Source organism: Rhizobiaceae bacterium (assembly GCA_023953835.1).
Taxonomy (GTDB): domain Bacteria; phylum Pseudomonadota; class Alphaproteobacteria; order Rhizobiales; family Rhizobiaceae; genus Mesorhizobium_G.
This window is the reverse complement of the sequence record JAMLJB010000001.1, coordinates 166,623-184,759: the sequence shown is the minus strand read 5'-3', so window position 1 is coordinate 184,759 and position 18,137 is coordinate 166,623. Positions and strand designations below refer to the sequence as shown.

Sequence of the window (18,137 nt, the reverse complement as noted above, 5' to 3'; positions counted from 1 at the left end):
CCAGCAAAGCCAAGCCGAGCCCGGTGTCGCCGACTTTTGCGCTTGCGCTTGGCGGTGGCGGGGCGAGGGGCCTTGCACATATTCATGTCATCGAAGCGCTGGACGAATTGGGTATCCAGCCAACGGCGATTGCCGGTTCGTCCATCGGTGCGATCATGGCGGCGGGAATGGCCGCGGGCATGCGCGGAACGGAAATCCATGCCTATGCCCGGGAAATTCTCGGCCGCCGCGCCCAAGTCGCCAGTCGCATGTGGCGCGCGCGCCCCGGATCGTTTTCCGAGTTCTTCAGGGGCGGCATTTCCGTCAGCCAGTTTAACGTCGAGCGTGTGCTGTCCGCATTCCTGCCCGAGCAAATCCCTGCGACTTTCGAGGAACTGGCAATTCCTTTGCGGGTGACCGCAACGGACTATTTCGGTCACTGCCTGCACATCTGTGACAGCGGTGAACTCATTTCCGCGCTTGGCGCTTCCGCCGCCATACCTGCTGTGTTCAAGCCTGTGCGCCGTGACGGGCGGCTTCTGATCGATGGTGGCATCTATAACCCGGTCCCGTTCGACCTGGTGGCGGGCAGGGCGGATATCATCATTGCCGTCGATGTCGTAGGCGCGCCGACAGAAGGGCTGCGCAAGACACCCAGTTCCATCGACCTGATGTTCGGCGCAAGCCAGTTGATGATGCAATCGATCATCGCGAACAAACTTCAACAGTCGCGGCCCGATATATTGCTGCGCCCGCCGGTCTCGCGATTTCGCGTGCTCGACTTCCTCAAGATTGATTCGGTGATGGATGAGACGGCGTCAATCAAAGACGATCTCAAGAGGGCGGTCGATACAGCGCTCGCCTCCCGGAAGGCGGCGTAGGTCATGGACTCATAAATGCGATTGAAATGGTGTGAGGCCATCCGGCCCGCAACTTCGTCGCAAGGAACTTGAAAATGCTCATATTTCCTGCGTCCTTGCTCCTCGTATCGGACCGGATGGCCTCACACCATTTCGTCCAAACCAACAGGTCCTGACCCTAGATGTCTGACATGCTCGATACCAACCGGCTGACCGATCGGGTCTCCCAACTTGTCGACGCGGCAAAGCGCGCTGGGGCGGAAGCGGCCGATGCCGTTGCGGTCAGAAGCCGCTCCACCTCCGTCACTGTACGGCTTGGGAAGGTCGAAAGCACCGATTCTTCCGAAAATGACGACATGGCTTTGCGCGTGTTCATCGGCAAGAAAGTCGCAAGTGTTTCCGCTACTGCCGGTGCGGATGCCGCAGCTTTGGCCGAGCGGGCCGTTGCCATGGCCAAGGCTTCGCCGGAGGACCCGTTTCAGGGGCTCGCGGATGCGCAATTGCTGGCGCGTGCCACGCGAGATCTCGACCTATACGATCCGACCATCGTTTCCGCGTCGGAGTTGGCGGAACACGCCATCGCCGCGGAACAGGCCGCGCTTGCAGTCCAGGGTGTCACCAATTCCAGCGGCAGCAGTGCCAGTGCCGGATTTGGCGGACTTCTGCTGGTCACGTCGCATGGTTTCAGCGGACAGTACATCGCCTCGCGCTTCTCACGCTCTGTAAGTGTTATCGCGGGCGAGGGCACAGGCATGGAACGAGACTACGATTATTCGTCCCGGCTCCACTATGCCGAGCTTGAGGCCCCGGAAACGATTGGGAAAAATGCGGCCGAGCGTGCTGTTCGCAGGCTCAATGCGCGCCGGATGCCCACGGGGACTGTGGACGTGATTTTCGATCCCCGCGTTGCGCGCGGCATGGCGGGGCATCTGTCCGGCGCTATAAACGGCGCGGCAGTGGCCCGAAAGACAAGCTTTTGGCGCGACATGATGGGCAAGCGGATCGCCCATGCCGGAATCACCGTGACGGACGATCCGCTGAAATCGCGGGGCCAGTCGTCGAGGCCCTTTGATGGTGAGGGCGTGCAGGGTGAGCGACTGGTGATGGTGGAGAATGGCGTGCTGAACCACTGGTTCCTGTCGAGTTCCACCGCAAGCGAACTTGGGCTCAGGACGAATGGCCGGGGCGTGCGTGGCGGCACGTCGGTGACGCCGAGTTCAACCAATCTTGCCATCGAACCTGGCACGATTGCGCCCACGGACATGATTCGAAATCTCAAGACCGGCTTCTATGTTACTGAAGTCATTGGCCAGGGCGTGAACATGGTGACAGGCGAATACAGTCGCGGCGCGTCTGGATTCTGGATCGAGAACGGCGAACTTTCTTTTCCGGTCTCGGAAGTGACGATTGCCTCGAACCTCAAGGACATGTTTCTGCGCATGATTCCGGCGAGCGATATCGATCGCAATTTCGGGACCGCCGCGCCCACTCTCCTCGTCGAAGGCATGACCATTGCAGGCACCTGATTTCGGAGCGGTTGCCGACCTCGCTATCCTGCGCGAGGCGGCTGCGGAGGCAGGGCGCATCGCCATGCGCTATTTCGGCAAGAAGCCGGAAGTGTGGATGAAGGGTGGAACGTCGCCCGTCAGCGAGGCTGACTACGCCGCCGACCACTATCTTCGTGAAACTCTGCTCCTAGCTCGTCCCGGCTATGGCTGGCTCTCCGAGGAAACCCAGGAGCGCGTGTTTGGCACGACATCGCAGCGCAGTTTTATTGTCGATCCGATCGACGGCACGCGCGGGTTCCTCGAAGGCAATCCGCAATGGTGTGTCAGCGTTGCGATTGTTGAAAACGGAAGTCCGATGGCAGGCGTCCTCGAATGTCCCGCGACGGGCGAGACATTCGAAGCAGCGCGCGGGCTTGGAGCGAGGCGCAACGGCTCACCGATCAGCATCGGCGCACAGCGTGAATTCACCCGGAGCGTCGGTGGGCCGAGGGCCATGATCGACTTGCTGCCGCAGGCTTGGAAAGGTCGCGTGCGCCCGTTCCGCTATGTGCCGTCGCTCGCCTATCGGATTGCCATGATTGCGGACGGAAGGCTGGATGCGACTTTCGTCAAGCCGAACGCCCACGATTGGGATATTGCCGCCGCGCTGCTCATTCTGCAGGAGTCGGGTGGCCACATCTTGAATGCCAGGCACGCGCCTCCGTTGCTCGGCAATGAGGACAGCCGTCACCCGGCTCTGGCAGCTGGCAGCGGCCAATTGCTGGAAGCTATGGTCGATGTCCTCAGCGAATACCGGTGATTGAACCAAGAACGGCTTGAATTGCTGGCCAAATTGGCTCAAACCCGAGAAAAATTTGATCGAACGGATCCGCAGAATGAACAATGAAAAAAGCGGGAAGCAGCTGCTCCACCTGGTGTTTGGTGGCGAGTTGAAGAATCTGCGCGGCAACGAGTTCCGCAATCTCGACGAACTGGACATTGTCGGCATATACCCGGATTATCAATCCGCCCTTACGGTATGGAAGTCCAAGGCGCAATCAAGCGTAGACAACGCCCACATGCGTTATTTTGTGGTGCACCTCCATCGTCTTCTTGATCCGGACGCCTCCCCGGGAAAGCACACCTGAGGGGACGCTTCGACATTGAAGCAGCAATCCCTCAAGTCGTCGGAAAAGCGCGGCGCGCAGCGATCGCGTCCGTTGAAGAATGCGTGGCGCAAGATACGTAAGCCGCTCGCCGAATCGCGTGTCGTCAAGGCGGCGCTGACTGGATTGCTCGCGGGTGCCGTGCGCTTCGTGCGCTTCACCAATCCGCCGGTGAAGGGTTCCGTCTCAAAAATGACGCCTGAATGGGCGGCGCTGGAACCTGCCATCATGGCGCTCTGGCACGGACAGCATATTCTGGCGCCGGCGTTTTATCCGAGCAGCCGGAAGCTCGTGGCGATGGTATCTAAGAGCGCCGACGCCGAACTCAACGCCAAGGTGCTCGAGCGCTTCGGCGTTGCCACCGTGCGAGGCTCCGGCGGTCGTTTGGGCGCGAATAATTCCGACAAGGGAGGTGCGCGGGCGCTGATCCAGCTCAAGAAGGCGCTGGATACCGGTTCTAACGTTTGCATGATCGCGGACATCCCGCACGGCACGCCGCGCGACGCGGGCGAGGGGATCATCCTGCTGGCCCGAATATCGGGAAGGCCGATTATTCCTGCAGCGATTGCCACCAGCCGCCGCAAGGTTCTCCACAAGAGCTGGGACAAGACCACGATCAATCTGCCGTTCGGGCGCGGCATACTGCATTTCGGGAAGCCCATACATGTTCCGGCCGACGCGGACGCAAAGACGATGGAAGCCAGGCGGCGCGATCTCACGGACGCGCTGAACGAGACATTCGACACTGCATACAAGATGGTGGGAGGGAGGCCGTGAGCGAACGCTGGGCGCGCACCTTGCTGTCGATCTACAGGGTGGCCGGCGCTGCCGCTTATCCCGTGATTGGCGGGTACGTCGCCTATCGCGCGACCAAGGGCAAGGAGGACAGCTCGCGCCGCCGAGAGCGCTACGGCAAGACCAAGGTTCCCCGGCCTGCAGGTCCCTTGATCTGGATGCATGCGGCAAGTGTTGGCGAAACTCTTGCGATCACGGCCCTGATCGAGCACCTGCTCGGGCACGGTATCGCAATCGTGCTGACAACCGGCACGGTCACTTCCGCGAAAGTGGCGGATGAGCGCTTTCGCGGCAGAATCATCCACCAATATGTGCCGCTCGACCTGCAACCGGCAGTGCGACGGTTCCTCGATCATTGGAAGCCGGACCTGGCGATTTTCGCGGAGTCCGAAATCTGGCCGGTTATCATCACGCAACTGAGCGAGCGGCACATTCCGCAGGTTCTGGTCAACGGGCGGCTTTCGGATCGCTCTTTCAATTCGTGGAAAAAGCGCGCCTTTCTTGCCGAGGCGCTCTACGAGAACTTCGCGCATGTGGTCGCGCAATCGGACACCGACGGAGAACGCTTTTCCGAATTGGGTGCGCGCCCCGTGTCAGTGTCCGGCAATCTCAAGACCGATGCACAGATGCCGAAATTCGATGACGCGCAGGTCGACAGGCTGAAGGCGCAGATCGGTGACAGGCCGGTCTGGGTGGCCGTATCCACGCATGAAGGCGAGGAACTGATCATCTCGCAGGTGCACCGCGCACTCAAGAAGAGGTACCCGCACATCCTGACCGTGATTGTGCCGCGCCATCCCAATCGCGCGGGCGCATTGGTCGAGCGCTTCCAGCGCGAAAAGCTGAACGTCGTGCGCAGAAGCAGTGGCGAGCGGATTGCCTTAGCCACCGACATCTTTCTCGGCGATACGATTGGCGAAATGGGAACATATCTGAAGCTTGCCGAGATTGCATTTGTCGGGCGGTCGCTAACGGCGGAGGGTGGGCAAAATCCTCTTGAGCCTGCGATGCTTGGCCTGGCCGTGCTTTCCGGACAGAACGTCCAGAACTTCCGCGAAGCCTACCAGCGTCTGATTGACAATGGAGCGGCGAAGATCGTTCGCGACGGGCAGATGCTTGCCAAGGCGGTGAACCACCTGCTGAGAAACGACGAGGCGCGCCACAAGATGATGGTCGCAGGCATCGCCACAGTCGATGAAATGCGGGGCACGCTGGACCGGACGCTGAAGGTGCTTGACCCGTTCATTCAACCCTTGATCGTCCAGACGCGCCTGAAAGGCAGGCGGTGAGCAGCGCACCGCCGTTCTGGTGGGAAAGGCCCGGTTGGCAGGCGGTCATTCTGTGGCCTGCTTCGAAGCTGTATGGCTGGATCTCCGCGCGCCGCATGCGTCGCGCACTTCGTACGCCCGTCGATGCGCCGGTCATTTGCGTCGGCAACTTCACCGTTGGAGGTACCGGCAAAACACCGACGGTCATTGCGCTTGCCGGAGCGGCGGTCGAGCGGGGAATGAAACCCGGAATTGTCTCACGAGGCCACGGAGGTAGCACGACGCGTGCACGGTTGGTGGATGCCACGAACGACACCGCCACTTTGGTCGGTGACGAACCCCTTTTGCTTGCGCGCCACGCATCCGTTGCCGTTTCGCGCAACCGCGTCGAAGGCGCTGCACTTCTCCTGAAAGAGGGTTGCAATCTGATCCTGATGGACGATGGCTTCCAGAGTGCGCATCTGGAAATGGACCACGCCGTGTTGGCGATCGATGCGGGGACCGGTGTCGGCAATGGTCATATCATCCCCGGCGGCCCGCTGCGCGCGCCATTGGTTGAGCAGTTGCGCTATGCGGATTCGGTGCTGCGGATCGGCGAAGGCAAGGCTGCCGATGAGATTGTGCGCATGGCGGCGCGGGCGGGCCTGCCAGTCTATGACGCTCGCAACGAACCCGTCGATCCGCTGGCCGTAGCGGGCAAACGTGTTCTGGCGTTCGCGGGCATCGGCAATCCGCAGCGCTTTTACGACGCACTCTCCGTTGCCGGCGCGCATGTGGTCGAAACCCGCAGTTTCGACGACCATCATCCTTTCAAGCTCGGCGAATTGCAGCAATTGATGTCGGACGCGAAGCGCCAGGATCTGCAACTCGTCACGACGGAAAAAGACGTCGCGCGATTGCATGGGGGTATCAAGCCTGACGGATTTCTCGAGAAACTTCTCGTCTTTGCGGTGGCAACACAGTTCGATCCGCCCGACACGGCTGAACGCATCATCGAAGATGCGGTCGCAGCCTGGCGCAAACGAAGATTCTCTGCTTGATTCCGGGAAATTTCCTAATCGCGCTTGCGCAGGTCAGGATTGCATTCGAGTTCGCGCGCGAGTGAAACTTCTGCGTTCAAATACGGTTCCTGCCGTCCAACGTTCCAATAGCGAAGTTCATCGATCGGGATTGATTCGCCGGTAACCGCGCAACGAACGAAAGCTCCCGGACTGGTCACCTGAAAATCGCCGTCAAGATAGCGAATGCGGGCCTCGCGCGCTCCCGGACCTTCAAACCTGTTCATTGCCTGACTGTTCTCCTTGCCACGGCAAGATAGCGATGCGCCACCTGCATCGCAATGCGCGCAATTGTCTACCTCCGCCCGAACAGCCGCTCAATGTCCGTCAGCTTCAACTCGATATAGGTCGGACGGCCATGATTGCACGTACCCGATCCCGGCGTGGATTCCATCTGGCGAAGCAAGGCGTTCATTTCGTCGGGTTTCATCAGCCGCCCGGATCGAACCGAGCCGTGGCAGGCCATGGTCGAAGCGATCCGGTCCAGCCTGCCTTTGAGGGTCTCGACCGTATCATTGTCCGCGATCTCATCCGCAAGGTCGCGCAGCAAGGATTGGACATCGACCTCTCCAAGCATGGCGGGCGTTTCCCGCACCGCTACCGCACCGGGTCCGAAACGTTCAAGACGAAGCCCGAAGCGGGCCAGCGTGTCCACATGATTCGAGAGCCGTTCGACATCATCCAAAGACAGATCCACTATCTCCGGCAGGAGCAGCATCTGCGAGGGTATGGGGCGTGTGTGCATGGCCTCTTTCAGGGCCTCATACACAAGTCGCTCATGCGCCGCATGCTGGTCGACGATAATCAGCGAGTTTTCCGTCTGCGAGACGATGTAGTTTTCGTGAACCTGTGCGCGTGCGGCGCCGAGGGGATGCGCCGTGAGTTCAGGCGCTGCGGTTCCCGTTCCTGAGCGTGTGTCGGCGCTCAGCGCCGGTCCGGTGTCGAAATGCGCCTGAGAGCCGTTGGAAAAGCCGTAGGCATCGGCAGTTTCCAGCGGCCGCTGAAATGAACTGAGCGGATCGAAGCCCGGCGACCGAGGCCGCATCTGCTCGAAACCGTCGGCGGGAGACGGGCCCCATTGGGCTGCATTCGCGCCCGAGAACGCTCCGGGACGGAATGCATCGGCCATCTCCATGCCCGCGCCGGTCGCGGGGCGTATGCCCGCTTCCGCGAGCGCCTGTCGGATTGCTCCAACAATGAGGCCGCGCACGACGCCGGGATCGCGAAAGCGCACATCTGCCTTGGCCGGGTGAACATTGACGTCCACGTCCGCCGGATCGAGCGTGAGGAACAGCACGACGACAGGGTGGCGATCGCGCGCGAGCGTGTCGGCATAAGCGCCGCGAATTGCCCCCGCGATCAACTTGTCGCGGACCGGCCTGCCATTGACATAGGCGAACTGGTGCAACGCGTTGGCGCGGCTGAAAGAGGGTGTGGAAACAAAGCCCGACAACCGGATTCCCTCGCGTTCGGCCTCGACCTGCAGCGCGTTTTCAGGAAACTCCTTGCCAAGAACCTGAGCGATGCGTTCGAGGAGGTCGCCCGTCTCGGGAAGGTCGAGCGTTCCGCGGTCAGGACCCGAAACGGTGAAACGCACGCCGGGAAATGCAATTGCCACACGCTTTACCACATCGTTGACGGCGCTGGTCTCGGCTCGTTCGCCCTTCATGAATTTCAGGCGGGCAGGGGTTGCAAAGAAGAGGTCGCGCACCTCCACAAGTGTACCGCGATTGGCTGCTGCCGGGCGCGTGGCTGCTAGCCGCCCGCCATCCACGCTGATCTCATAGGCGCTGTCACTGTCCTGCGTTCGAGAGCGGATCGTCATGCGCGACACAGATCCGATCGAAGGCAAGGCCTCCCCACGGAAGCCAAGTGAGCGGATGTCGCCGATATCGTCGGAAAGCTTCGATGTGCAGTGACGCGCCACGGCCAGCGCAAGTTCGGAAGACGCGATGCCCGCGCCGTCATCCCCCACGCGGATCAGGTTCAACCCGCCGCCGACGGTGGCAACCTCTATGCGCCGCGCACCTGCATCGAGTGCATTTTCGACGAGTTCCTTCACAACGCTTGCCGGTCGTTCGATGACTTCGCCAGCGGCGATCTGGTTTATGATTGTTTCGGAAAGCTGGTGGATTGGCATGTTACAGCATAGTCGATTTTGGCGACCCGGTCATGTTTTGTTCGCGTTGTGAACAGGATATCGCGTAGCCGTGGCCCGGCTGCAAACGCCATCTGGCCCTTTTTGTCTTGACTGTCCCTGCATAGCGGACTTTGACGTTTCCACCGGCGGCGCAAGCGCCTAAAATGCGTAAAACTTCGAGGATGCGATGAACATCGAGCAGCAAGGGCTGAAGCCCGCAACCTTCGTCTGGGATGATCCCTTTCTTCTGGAGGATCAACTCACCGAGGACGAGCGGATGATGCGCGATGCGGCAGCCGCATTTGCCGTGGACAAGCTCGCGCCACGCATTGAGCAGGCCTATCTCGATGAAAAGACCGATCCTGCGATCTTTCGCGAGATGGGTGACAGCGGTCTGCTGGGGATCACCATCCCTGAAGAATATGGCGGGCTGGGCGCGGGTTACGTCACCTATGGTCTCGTCGCGCGCGAGGTCGAGCGTATCGATTCCGGGTACCGTTCGATGATGAGCGTTCAGTCCTCGCTCGTGATGTTTCCAATCCATGCCTATGGCAGCGAAGAACAGCGAAGGAAGTACCTGCCGAAATTGGCTTCGGGCGAGTGGATCGGCTGTTTTGGCCTGACCGAACCGGATGCGGGTTCCGACCCGAGCGGCATGAAGACCCGGGCTGACAAGACTGCGAACGGCTACCGCCTGTTCGGCTCGAAGATGTGGATTTCAAACGCGCCGATTGCCGATGTTTTCGTCGTCTGGGCGAAGTCGCCCGCGCATGACAACCAGATACGTGGCTTCGTGCTGGAAAAGGGCATGAGGGGACTTTCCGCGCCGAAGATCGACGGCAAGCTTTCGCTGCGCGCGTCGATTACCGGCGAGATCGTGATGGACGGCGTCGAAGTCGGCGAAGATGCGCTGCTGCCCAATGTGTCGGGCCTGAAAGGTCCGTTCGGCTGTCTCAACCGCGCGCGCTACGGCATTTCCTGGGGAGCGATGGGGGCGGCAGAGGATTGCTGGCATCGCGCGCGGCAATATGGACTTGATCGCAAGCAGTTTGGCAAGCCGCTGGCGGGCATGCAGCTTTATCAGAAGAAGCTGGCCGACATGCAAACTGAAATCGCGCTTGGTCTTCAGGGCTCGCTGCGCGTCGGACGCCTGATGGACGAGGGCAGGATGGCCCCCGAAATGATTTCCATCGTCAAGCGCAACAATTGCGGCAAGGCATTGGACATCGCCCGGATGGCGCGCGACATGCATGGCGGCAACGGCATTCAGATCGGCTATCATGTGATGCGTCACGCGCAGAACCTCGAAACCGTGAATACCTATGAAGGCGCCCACGATGTTCATGCGCTGATCCTTGGCCGTGCACAGACCGGGTTGCAGGCGTTTTTCTAAAAGTGCGGTGCTGAGCGATGGAAACCGCTGCCAATCCGCGTGCAGAAGTGCTCGAACTGGTCACATTGCGCGATGTGCTGCGCTATGCCGTGAGCTGTTTTTCAGCATCGGAACTCTACTACGGTCATGGCTCGGCTACTGCCGTGGACGAAGCGGTTTTCCTCATCCTCGAAAGCCTGAACCTGCCCGTTGGCGATTTTAATGCCTTCGCGGACGCAAGGCTGACGGAGCGCGAGAAGGCGTTGCTGGGCGAGCGCATTGCGTTGCGGGTCGAACAGCGATTGCCCGCCGCTTATCTGACGGGACGGACCTATCTGGCGGGCGTGCCGTTCAGGTCCGATGCACGGGCGCTTGTGCCGCGTTCCTATATCGCAGACCTGCTCGCATCGCCTTTTTTCAACGGCTCCGGCGATCCAATTGCGTTGATCGCAGATCCCAAGACCGTGACATCGGTCCTCGACCTATGCACGGGCGGTGGGTCGCTTGCAATTCTCGCAGCGTATGCTTTCCCGGAAGCGGAAATAGATGCGGTCGACCTTTCTCCGGATTCATTGATGCTTGCTGCCGAAAATGTGGAAGATCATGGTCTGGGCGACCGGATTTCGCTGTTGCAGGGCGACCTGTTCGGGCCGCTGGTTGGCCGCACCTATGACCTGATCATCACCAATCCTCCCTATGTGGGGCGCGATGTCATGGAATTGCTTCCCGGAGAGTTTCGGCACGAGCCGGCGATGGCGCTCTATGGCGGGGAGGATGGCTTCGACATCGTTCGCCGCATTCTTAGGCAGGCGCGCGAGCATCTCAAGCCCGGTGGTGGATTGCTTTGCGAGATCGGTACGGATCGGGAAGTCCTCGAACGCGCCTATCCCGAAACATCATTTCTCTGGCTGGATACTGAAAACAGCGATGGTGAAGTGTTTTGGCTGACGCGCGAGCAGCTACCCTAGGGACCCTCGTCGGCAGTTGCCCTGAGGGCCGCACAGTGTTAGCCAGCGCTCAATTAGGGAGGTCTGCCTCATGGCCGGAACTTTTGTCGATCATTTGAAGCAGGAACTGGAAGCGCTCAAGGCGGCCGGCCTTTACAAAAGCGAAAGAGTGATAACCTCGCCGCAGTCGGCGGAAATCACGGTCGCAGACGGCGGCAAGGTCCTGAATTTCTGCGCAAACAACTATCTCGGATTGGCGGACAACGAACAATTGCGCGACGCGGCCAAGACCGCGCTCGATCGCTACGGATACGGCATGGCGTCGGTGCGTTTCATCTGCGGGACGCAGGAAGAGCACAAACAGCTTGAGCAGCGCATTTCGTCGTTTCTGGGCATGGAGGACACGATCCTCTATTCGTCCTGTTTCGACGCCAATGGAGGTCTGTTCGAAACACTTCTCTCCGAGGAGGATGCCGTCATATCCGATGCGCTCAACCATGCCTCGATCATCGATGGTGTGCGGCTCTCCAAGGCAAAGCGATTCCGCTACGCAAACAACGACATGGCCGACCTTGAGGCAAGGCTGAAAGAAGCAGGCGATTGCCGGTTCCGGCTTATCGCCACGGACGGCGTGTTCTCGATGGACGGCATCATCGCCGACCTGCGCGGCGTGTGCGATCTTGCGGAAAAATACGACGCGATGGTGATGGTCGATGACAGTCATGCGGTTGGGTTCGTGGGCAGGCACGGGCGTGGCTCTGCGGAACATTGCGGCGTCGAGGGCCGTGTCGACATCATCACCGGCACCTTGGGAAAGGCTCTCGGCGGCGCTTCCGGAGGCTACACATCTGGAAAGCGAGAAGTGGTCGACTGGCTGAGGCAGCGCTCGCGCCCGTACCTTTTTTCGAACACACTGATGCCGGCAATCGCAGGGGCGTCGTTGAAAGTCTTTGACCTCGTCGACCGGGGCGATGCGTTGCGTGAAAAACTCTATCGGAATGCGGACAGGTTTCGGGCATCCATGACGAAGGCAGGCTTTACGCTGGCCGGAGCGGACCATCCGATCATCCCGGTGATGATCGGCGATGCGGCGCTCGCGCAGGCGATGGCGGCGAAGATGCTGGAGCGGGGTATCTATGTCATCGGCTTTTCGTTCCCTGTGGTGCAGCGCGGCCATGCCCGTATTCGCACGCAGATGTCGGCGGCGCATTCCGACGCCGATATCGACCGCGCGGTTCAGGCCTTTGCCGAGGTCGGCCGCGAACTCGGCGTGATTTGAGGAAGGACCGGACACATGTCCAACATGATGCGTGCGCTGGTGAAGGCGAAGGCCGAGCCGGGCATATGGATGGAGCGCGTACCTGTGCCGGAAATCGGTGCGAACGACGTGCTCATCAAGGTTCGCAAGTCTGCGATCTGCGGCACCGATGTTCATATCTATAATTGGGACGAATGGGCACAAAAAACCGTGCCTGTGCCCATGGTGACCGGCCACGAATTTGTCGGCACCGTCGCAGAAGTCGGCTCGGCGGTAACCGAATACAAGGTCGGCCAGCGTGTTTCCGGCGAGGGGCATATCGTGTGCGGCCATTGCCGCAACTGCCGCGCGGGGAGGGGGCACCTGTGCCGCAACACGAAGGGCGTGGGCGTCAATCGGCCCGGCTCGTTCGCGGAATATGTCGCGATACCCCAGCACAACGTCGTGCCGATTCCCGACGACGTCCCGGATGAAGTCGCGGCCATTTTCGATCCGCTCGGCAATGCGGTTCACACCGCACTGTCGTTCGATCTGGTTGGTGAGGACGTGCTGGTAACGGGCGCCGGGCCAATCGGCATCATGGGAGCGCTGGTGGCTCAATGCGTCGGCGCCCGCAAGGTCGTCATCACTGACATCAACCCTGTCAGGCTCGATCTGGCGCGCAAGCTTGGAATACAGCATGTGGTCGACGCTTCGAAGCAGAAATTGCGCGACTTTATGCCGGAAATCGGCATGACCGAGGGGTTTGACGTGGGGCTGGAAATGTCGGGTGCGGCTCCAGCTTTCCGCGATATGATCGATACAATGAACAACGGCGGCAAGATCGCCATTTTGGGTATCGCTCCGACCGGTTTCGAGATTGACTGGAACAAGGTCATCTTCAAGATGCTGCATCTCAAGGGCATTTATGGGCGCGAGATGTTTGAGACCTGGTACAAGATGATCGCGCTGGTTCAGGGACCTTTGGATGTGACGGGATTGATAACCCACGACATCGGTATCGACGATTACAAGGCCGGCTTCGAAGCCATGAAGAGCGGGAATTCGGGCAAGGTGGTGATGGACTGGTAGAGCCGCTAATTAGGATGACGCATGGCTGAAAATATTCAGGGAATCCTTGGCAAGGTTGGCGCGGTGGTGCTGACTGGAGCAGCGATACTCGGCGTTGCCTATTCTGGCGCGAAGTACATTGCTGCTTTCGAGGCCGCGCAAGCTGAAATCCAGAATCTGAGGGGGCAGGTGGCGCAGTTGCAGGACCTGCTCTCGAAAGCGCAGACGAGCTGGGACCCAGCGCGGCTGGAACGCTTGGAAAAGCAGGTCGCGGAACTTTCCGTGCGTGTTGACAGCGCATCGCAGATCGGCGGACATGCTGCAGAAACGCATGCGTCTATTGAAGATCACCTGAGGGCGGGTGGCTTCGGCGGCACCGCTACCGACACAAAGACGGTGTGGCCGTTCAGGGTGACGAACCTCACAATGACGCCGGATTTCCAGTTTGAAGGCGAAATCGAATGGGTGACGCTCAAAGCCACCCATCGCATCCGTGGAAATTTCTCCGACAAGAACCTCTATTTCAAGGAGGTCGAGATCATCAAGCAGGGCAACAATGTGATCGGCTGCGAGTACAGCCTGAACGAAATCCAGCAGGATGGAATGGCCGGCAGCTACCAGAATTGCGACGGCGGCGCCACGGGTGGCACCGTCAGTCTAAAATGGTGGTGAACTGCGGCCACAGGGCGCTTCATTCAATATCGAATGAAACGCCTTGCGCGAGTGGAAGCGCGCGCGAATAGTTCACCGTATTCGTTGCCCGGCGCATATAGCCCTTCCACGCATCGGAGCCGCTCTCACGACCGCCTCCGGTTTCCTTTTCGCCGCCAAACGCGCCGCCGATCTCTGCGCCCGAAGTGCCGATGTTCACGTTGGCAATGCCACAATCGGAGCCGTCCACAGACAGGAAGCGCTCGGCCTCCCGCAAATCGAGCGTGAAGATCGATGACGACAGCCCAGCTCCAACCGCATTGTGCAGCCGCAGCGCCTCGTCGAAATCGGAGTATTTCATCACATAGAGGATCGGGGCGAAGGTCTCCTCCAGAACCGGTCCGACCTGCTCCGGCATCTCCACCAGCGCGGGGCGCACATAATAGGCATCGGTAAGCCCGGCATCGTAGCGCTCGCCGCCTGTGACTTTGCCGCCATGCTGCTTTGCCGCAGCCAGTGCCTTCTGCATCCCGTCAAATGCCGCCTTGTCGATCAGGGGGCCAACGAGGGCAGATGTTTCGAGCGGATTGCCGATGGACACGCTTTCATACGCCTTGCGCAGACGCGGCAGCAACTTGTCATAGACGCTTTCATGTACGATGAGGCGGCGCAGCGTCGTGCACCGCTGGCCCGCCGTGCCCATGGCGCCGAACGCGATGGCGCGCAACGCCATGTCGAGGTCGGCGCTTGGGCAGACGATGCCAGCATTATTGCCGCCCAGTTCAAGAATGGCGCGCGCAAACCTCTTTGCTAGCCGCGGGCCGACATCACGGCCCATGCGCGTCGAACCCGTGGCGGAAACCAGCGGAACATTGGAGTGGTCTACAAGCACCTCTCCAATTGTCCGGTCGCCGATGAGAACCTGACTCAAATTCTTCGGAGCTTCGCCGAAGCGCTTGATTGCCTTATCGAAAATCGCCTGGCAGGCAAGCGCAGTAAGCGGCGTTTTTTCGGATGGCTTCCAGACAACCGAATTGCCGCAGACGAGCGCGAGGGCGGCATTCCACGACCAGACGGCGACCGGGAAGTTGAAGGCAGAAATGATTCCGACCACGCCGAGCGGATGCCAGGTTTCCATCATGCGATGGCCGGAGCGTTCGGTGGCGATGGTAAGTCCATAGAGTTGCCGGGAAAGCCCCACGGCGAAATCGCAAATGTCGATCATCTCCTGAACCTCACCAAGGCCTTCCGAGGTGATCTTGCCGGCTTCGATCGACACCAACCGCCCGAGGTCCGCCTTCGCGAGGCGCAGCTCCTCGCCGAGCAGACGCACAAGCTCGCCGCGCTTCGGACCTGGCACAAGCCTCCACTCGCGGAACGCGGCGTCTGCGCGTTCGACAATCTCGTTTGCCTCTTCGATGCTGGTGGTCACGAGGTCGGCAAGCTTCTCGCCGGTCACAGGCGTATGCGAAGCCATTGTACCACCGGAATGCGCGCTTTCGGCCACTCCAAGACGGGCGAGGAGTTCGCTTGTTTCTTTTGCAACGCTCATTTTTCGTTCCTGTTTATGCCGCTGAACGTCTGTTCGTGCGAATGGAATGGTTTGATTGCGGCTGCTTTATCGCATCGACACCATCCGCGTCGAGGATTGTCCTCTGTGCCAGATGCACGCGCTCCAGAACTTTACGCCTGAATGTCGGAACCTTCTGAGCTCAGACGTCCTTTGGCTTCGAGAGAAGCAGAGGAGAAAGACTATGACCTATGTTGACGGATTCGTTCTGCCGGTGCCTGCGGCGCAATTTTCAGACTACGTGAAGATGACCGAGATCGCCAAGACGGTCTGGATGGAGCATGGCGCACTATCGTATGTCGAAGCGCGCGCAGACGACGTTCCAGACGGGGAGATCACGTCCTTTCCGCTGGCCGTGAAAAAGGAAAAGGATGACATCATCATCTTTTCCTACGTCACCTACAGGTCTCGTGCCGATCGCGACGAAATCATGAAGAAGGTCATGGAGGATCAGCGCATCAAGGGCTCAATGCCGACGATACCTGCATATATGAAACGCATGATCTATGGCGGGTTTGAAGTTTTCACCCAGGCTTAACGGGATATCACGCCGGGGTCAGCCTTTGATCTGTTGAACGCCTGCGTACAGATTTGCGCTGCGCGTGCCGGAGCGGCAATAGGCAAAAACAGGCGAGGGAACCTGTTCGAGCGCGGCGGCCTGGTCCTCGACATTCTGGAGCGTCATTTGGCCGCTGACGATCGGCACCCAGCGAAAGGCGAGACCCGCCGCTTCCGCAGCCTTGCGAATGTCTTCCGAAGTCGGCTGGTCCGGTTCTTCTCCGTCCGGCCGGTTGCAGATGATGCTCTTGAATCCCGCTTCCTTGATCAGCTTGACTTCTTCAACGCTGATCTGGGGAGAGACGGCATAATCTTCGGCGATCGGGCGATATTGCATTACCAACTCCAAAAAAACAGAACCTTCGAGCGAAAGCGTTGTGCCACCTTGGCACCTTGCGCGCAACCGCCGGCCTTTCTTGGCTGTTGACTCAGCGCTATCGAACTTGCTTTATGGATAAGTAAGACCTAAATTATAAAAAACTGGAATCCAGAAGCGCTAATGTCAGGTGCTGGCTATGTTGAACGCTTTGCGTTCGGCATTGAGCCTGATTGCGGTGTGCTGCTTGTCGATAAGGAGGCGGTTTTGGCGGTTTACATTGACTTTGAAAAGTTGCTGGCGGCAACAGCCGAAATGGGCAGGCCCGTTATCAGCGACCTTTTGGAAGTTCGCGGCAGCTTGCCTGTGACGGGAGGATATTCACTTGTCTGAACACAAGACCTCGTCCTTTCTCGCGAAGTTCCTGGGTCGCGAAACCACCGCTGACCGCAAGGAAAGCACGGCAATGCCGTCAACCGGCGATCTTGCCGAGACTATCCTGCAGCTGCGCGACGATGCGCTGCAAATACACAATGACTATCGTGACAGCTCGCACGATCTGGAAAACCGGATTGCGCGGGTGTCTTCGCAGCTCTCCAAGCTCTACCCCGTCATCAACACGATCTACCGGTCGTTTGTGGACAAGTCCGCGGTTGCGACCGACCTTGAGCGCGAACTGGACCTTGCGAAGCAGAACTTGCACGCAGCCACCGAAGATCTTGACGATCACAAGGCACGGCTCTCCGAACGTACGAGCGAGATCGAGATGCTGGTGCAGGAGCGCCAGCAGATCAGGGGAGAGCTTGAGCGCTATGAGAAAGAGGCTGACGAGCATCGCCGGCTCCGGGAAGCTGCCGAGCTTGAGCTTCATGCGGGGGCGAGGCGAACCAAAGAACTCGAAAGGCGGATCGTTGAGTTCTCAGAGGAGAAGAACCTGCGGGACACTGCCTATTTCGAGGCAAAGAGGAACATCGCCCGACTGACGAGCGATCTCGGAGAAACGAGGCTGGCGCTTGAGGCGCGCACGACCTCGTTCGAAAAGCTGAAAGCGGAGATGGCGGACGAAGAGGCGAGCAAGGCGCGGATCAATTCCGAGCTGATCCGCACGACCAATGAGTGCCGGTCATTGCGGAGCCAACTCAGCCAGCTTGAAAAAGAGCAAATCGGAACGCGCAAGCGGTATGACGCGCAGGCAAAGCGGCTGACGCTGAAAGCCGCCGAGCTTGAACGGGAACAGGAAACGCTGCGCGCCCGGTTGGCAGCGAATGAACGGATCACACGTTCGCAGCATATGAAGCTTGAACGTGCGCATGACTATATCGGCTATCTGCAATCGACGCTGCGCCGGCTCACCGACTCCAAGCAGGTCGATGGTCCTTTGGGTATCGATTTCGACTATGACTTCGCGCTCGATGGAGGACATTCCGTCGGATCGTCAGCAAATCTACGTGCGGAGACCTATCCCAATCTCTCTGTCGAGGATGCCCAAGGGGCAGTCGACAATGAGATCCGGCATGGCCAATCCGAGGTCATCAAGCTTACGCCCCGGCCTCGCAAATAGACAGTTGGGCCAAATAGAGAGTTGGGCATCACAGGCTCGAAAAATAAATGCAGCCGGGCACCCCTGGGGCTGCCCGGCTGCAAGTCAGTTGCGAACTGTAG

The 18,137-nt window shown here is 59.6% G+C and carries 19 protein-coding genes; 15 read left to right on the top strand and 4 right to left on the bottom strand.

The window, feature by feature from the left end:
* Positions 1 to 23: 23 nt before the first annotated feature.
* From M9924_00855 to lpxK, 7 genes are all read left to right on the top strand, one after another.
* Positions 24 to 860, top strand: coding sequence for a patatin-like phospholipase family protein (locus tag M9924_00855; protein ID MCO5062944.1), 837 nt, complete (start codon positions 24 to 26; stop codon positions 858 to 860).
* 161 nt (positions 861 to 1,021) lie between these two features.
* Positions 1,022 to 2,365 (top strand): TldD/PmbA family protein, encoded by a 1,344-nt coding sequence (locus M9924_00850; protein MCO5062943.1) that lies wholly within the window; start codon positions 1,022 to 1,024, stop codon positions 2,363 to 2,365.
* Positions 2,352 to 3,146 carry an inositol monophosphatase gene (locus tag M9924_00845; GenBank protein ID MCO5062942.1) on the top strand — a complete coding sequence of 265 codons (795 nt, stop codon included), beginning with the start codon at positions 2,352 to 2,354 and terminating at the stop codon, positions 3,144 to 3,146. The genes M9924_00850 and M9924_00845 overlap by 14 nt, the downstream gene beginning before the upstream one ends.
* A 76-nt stretch (positions 3,147 to 3,222) precedes the next feature.
* Positions 3,223 to 3,474 carry a DUF4170 domain-containing protein gene (locus M9924_00840; protein MCO5062941.1) on the top strand — a complete coding sequence of 84 codons (252 nt, stop codon included), beginning with the start codon at positions 3,223 to 3,225 and terminating at the stop codon, positions 3,472 to 3,474.
* Positions 3,475 to 3,489: 15 nt separating this feature from the next.
* Entirely contained in the window at positions 3,490 to 4,269 is a 780-nt protein-coding gene (locus tag M9924_00835; GenBank protein MCO5062940.1) for a lysophospholipid acyltransferase family protein, read from the top strand.
* Positions 4,266 to 5,576 carry a lipid IV(A) 3-deoxy-D-manno-octulosonic acid transferase gene (gene waaA / locus M9924_00830; protein MCO5062939.1) on the top strand — a complete coding sequence of 437 codons (1,311 nt, stop codon included), beginning with the start codon at positions 4,266 to 4,268 and terminating at the stop codon, positions 5,574 to 5,576. Before M9924_00835 ends, waaA begins: the two co-directional genes overlap by 4 nt.
* Positions 5,573 to 6,595 carry a tetraacyldisaccharide 4'-kinase gene (gene lpxK, locus M9924_00825; protein ID MCO5062938.1) on the top strand — a complete coding sequence of 341 codons (1,023 nt, stop codon included), beginning with the start codon at positions 5,573 to 5,575 and terminating at the stop codon, positions 6,593 to 6,595. The genes waaA and lpxK overlap by 4 nt, the downstream gene beginning before the upstream one ends.
* A 14-nt stretch (positions 6,596 to 6,609) precedes the next feature.
* Here the strand turns inward: lpxK and M9924_00820 are convergent, their stop codons facing one another.
* Both M9924_00820 and mutL read right to left on the bottom strand, forming a co-directional pair.
* Complete coding sequence (locus M9924_00820; protein MCO5062937.1) at positions 6,610 to 6,840, bottom strand: DUF2093 domain-containing protein; 231 nt, start codon at positions 6,838 to 6,840, stop codon at positions 6,610 to 6,612.
* A gap of 68 nt (positions 6,841 to 6,908) precedes the next feature.
* Entirely contained in the window at positions 6,909 to 8,753 is a 1,845-nt protein-coding gene (gene mutL / locus M9924_00815) for a DNA mismatch repair endonuclease MutL (protein MCO5062936.1), read from the bottom strand.
* A gap of 187 nt (positions 8,754 to 8,940) precedes the next feature.
* Between mutL and M9924_00810 the strand changes: the two genes are divergently transcribed.
* The 5 genes from M9924_00810 (at position 8,941) to M9924_00790 (ending at position 14,052) form a co-directional block, all read left to right on the top strand.
* Complete coding sequence (locus M9924_00810) at positions 8,941 to 10,146, top strand: acyl-CoA dehydrogenase (protein ID MCO5062935.1); 1,206 nt, start codon at positions 8,941 to 8,943, stop codon at positions 10,144 to 10,146.
* Between the two features lie 17 nt (positions 10,147 to 10,163).
* Positions 10,164 to 11,093 (top strand): 50S ribosomal protein L3 N(5)-glutamine methyltransferase, encoded by a 930-nt coding sequence (prmB, locus tag M9924_00805; protein ID MCO5062934.1) that lies wholly within the window; start codon positions 10,164 to 10,166, stop codon positions 11,091 to 11,093.
* A gap of 70 nt (positions 11,094 to 11,163) precedes the next feature.
* Positions 11,164 to 12,351: a glycine C-acetyltransferase gene (locus tag M9924_00800; GenBank protein MCO5062933.1), complete on the top strand. Its 1,188-nt coding sequence runs from the start codon at positions 11,164 to 11,166 to the stop codon at positions 12,349 to 12,351.
* Positions 12,352 to 12,366: 15 nt separating this feature from the next.
* Complete coding sequence (gene tdh, locus M9924_00795) at positions 12,367 to 13,401, top strand: L-threonine 3-dehydrogenase (protein MCO5062932.1); 1,035 nt, start codon at positions 12,367 to 12,369, stop codon at positions 13,399 to 13,401.
* Positions 13,402 to 13,422: 21 nt separating this feature from the next.
* Positions 13,423 to 14,052, top strand: a complete 630-nt coding sequence (locus M9924_00790) for a hypothetical protein (GenBank protein ID MCO5062931.1) — start codon at positions 13,423 to 13,425, stop codon at positions 14,050 to 14,052.
* A 19-nt stretch (positions 14,053 to 14,071) separates the two neighbouring features.
* On the opposite strand, the gene M9924_00785 is transcribed toward M9924_00790, so the two are convergent.
* The gene (locus tag M9924_00785) at positions 14,072 to 15,583 is read right to left on the bottom strand and encodes an aldehyde dehydrogenase family protein (GenBank protein MCO5062930.1); all 1,512 of its coding nucleotides are present in this window, start codon (positions 15,581 to 15,583) and stop codon (positions 14,072 to 14,074) included.
* 202 nt (positions 15,584 to 15,785) lie between these two features.
* Between M9924_00785 and M9924_00780 the strand changes: the two genes are divergently transcribed.
* Positions 15,786 to 16,139: a DUF1428 family protein gene (locus M9924_00780; protein ID MCO5062929.1), complete on the top strand. Its 354-nt coding sequence runs from the start codon at positions 15,786 to 15,788 to the stop codon at positions 16,137 to 16,139.
* A gap of 18 nt (positions 16,140 to 16,157) precedes the next feature.
* Here M9924_00780 and M9924_00775 read toward each other — a convergent pair whose 3' ends face one another.
* Complete coding sequence (locus M9924_00775; protein ID MCO5062928.1) at positions 16,158 to 16,496, bottom strand: TIGR01244 family sulfur transferase; 339 nt, start codon at positions 16,494 to 16,496, stop codon at positions 16,158 to 16,160.
* 162 nt (positions 16,497 to 16,658) lie between these two features.
* Between M9924_00775 and M9924_00770 the strand changes: the two genes are divergently transcribed.
* Together M9924_00770 and M9924_00765 are read left to right on the top strand one after the other, a co-directional pair.
* The gene (locus M9924_00770) at positions 16,659 to 16,868 is read left to right on the top strand and encodes a hypothetical protein (protein MCO5062927.1); all 210 of its coding nucleotides are present in this window, start codon (positions 16,659 to 16,661) and stop codon (positions 16,866 to 16,868) included.
* Positions 16,861 to 18,036: a hypothetical protein gene (locus M9924_00765; protein ID MCO5062926.1), complete on the top strand. Its 1,176-nt coding sequence runs from the start codon at positions 16,861 to 16,863 to the stop codon at positions 18,034 to 18,036. The genes M9924_00770 and M9924_00765 overlap by 8 nt, the downstream gene beginning before the upstream one ends.
* Positions 18,037 to 18,137 lie beyond the last annotated feature (101 nt).

Bases quoted from the DNA above. Each gene is read 5' to 3' on its own strand.
- M9924_00780 (MCO5062929.1), top strand. From the start codon at position 15,786: ATGACCTATGTTGACGGATTCGTTCTGCCGGTGCCTGCGGCGCAATTT.
- M9924_00770 (MCO5062927.1), top strand. From the start codon at position 16,659: ATGTCAGGTGCTGGCTATGTTGAACGCTTTGCGTTCGGCATTGAGCCT.
- M9924_00840 (MCO5062941.1), top strand. From the start codon at position 3,223: ATGAACAATGAAAAAAGCGGGAAGCAGCTGCTCCACCTGGTGTTTGGT.
- M9924_00810 (MCO5062935.1), top strand. From the start codon at position 8,941: ATGAACATCGAGCAGCAAGGGCTGAAGCCCGCAACCTTCGTCTGGGAT.
- tdh (MCO5062932.1), top strand. From the start codon at position 12,367: ATGTCCAACATGATGCGTGCGCTGGTGAAGGCGAAGGCCGAGCCGGGC.
- M9924_00820 (MCO5062937.1), bottom strand. From the start codon at position 6,840: ATGAACAGGTTTGAAGGTCCGGGAGCGCGCGAGGCCCGCATTCGCTAT.
- mutL (MCO5062936.1), bottom strand. From the start codon at position 8,753: ATGCCAATCCACCAGCTTTCCGAAACAATCATAAACCAGATCGCCGCT.
- M9924_00775 (MCO5062928.1), bottom strand. From the start codon at position 16,496: ATGCAATATCGCCCGATCGCCGAAGATTATGCCGTCTCTCCCCAGATC.
- M9924_00850 (MCO5062943.1), top strand. From the start codon at position 1,022: ATGTCTGACATGCTCGATACCAACCGGCTGACCGATCGGGTCTCCCAA.
- M9924_00800 (MCO5062933.1), top strand. From the start codon at position 11,164: ATGGCCGGAACTTTTGTCGATCATTTGAAGCAGGAACTGGAAGCGCTC.
- M9924_00785 (MCO5062930.1), bottom strand. From the start codon at position 15,583: ATGAGCGTTGCAAAAGAAACAAGCGAACTCCTCGCCCGTCTTGGAGTG.
- M9924_00790 (MCO5062931.1), top strand. From the start codon at position 13,423: ATGGCTGAAAATATTCAGGGAATCCTTGGCAAGGTTGGCGCGGTGGTG.
- prmB (MCO5062934.1), top strand. From the start codon at position 10,164: ATGGAAACCGCTGCCAATCCGCGTGCAGAAGTGCTCGAACTGGTCACA.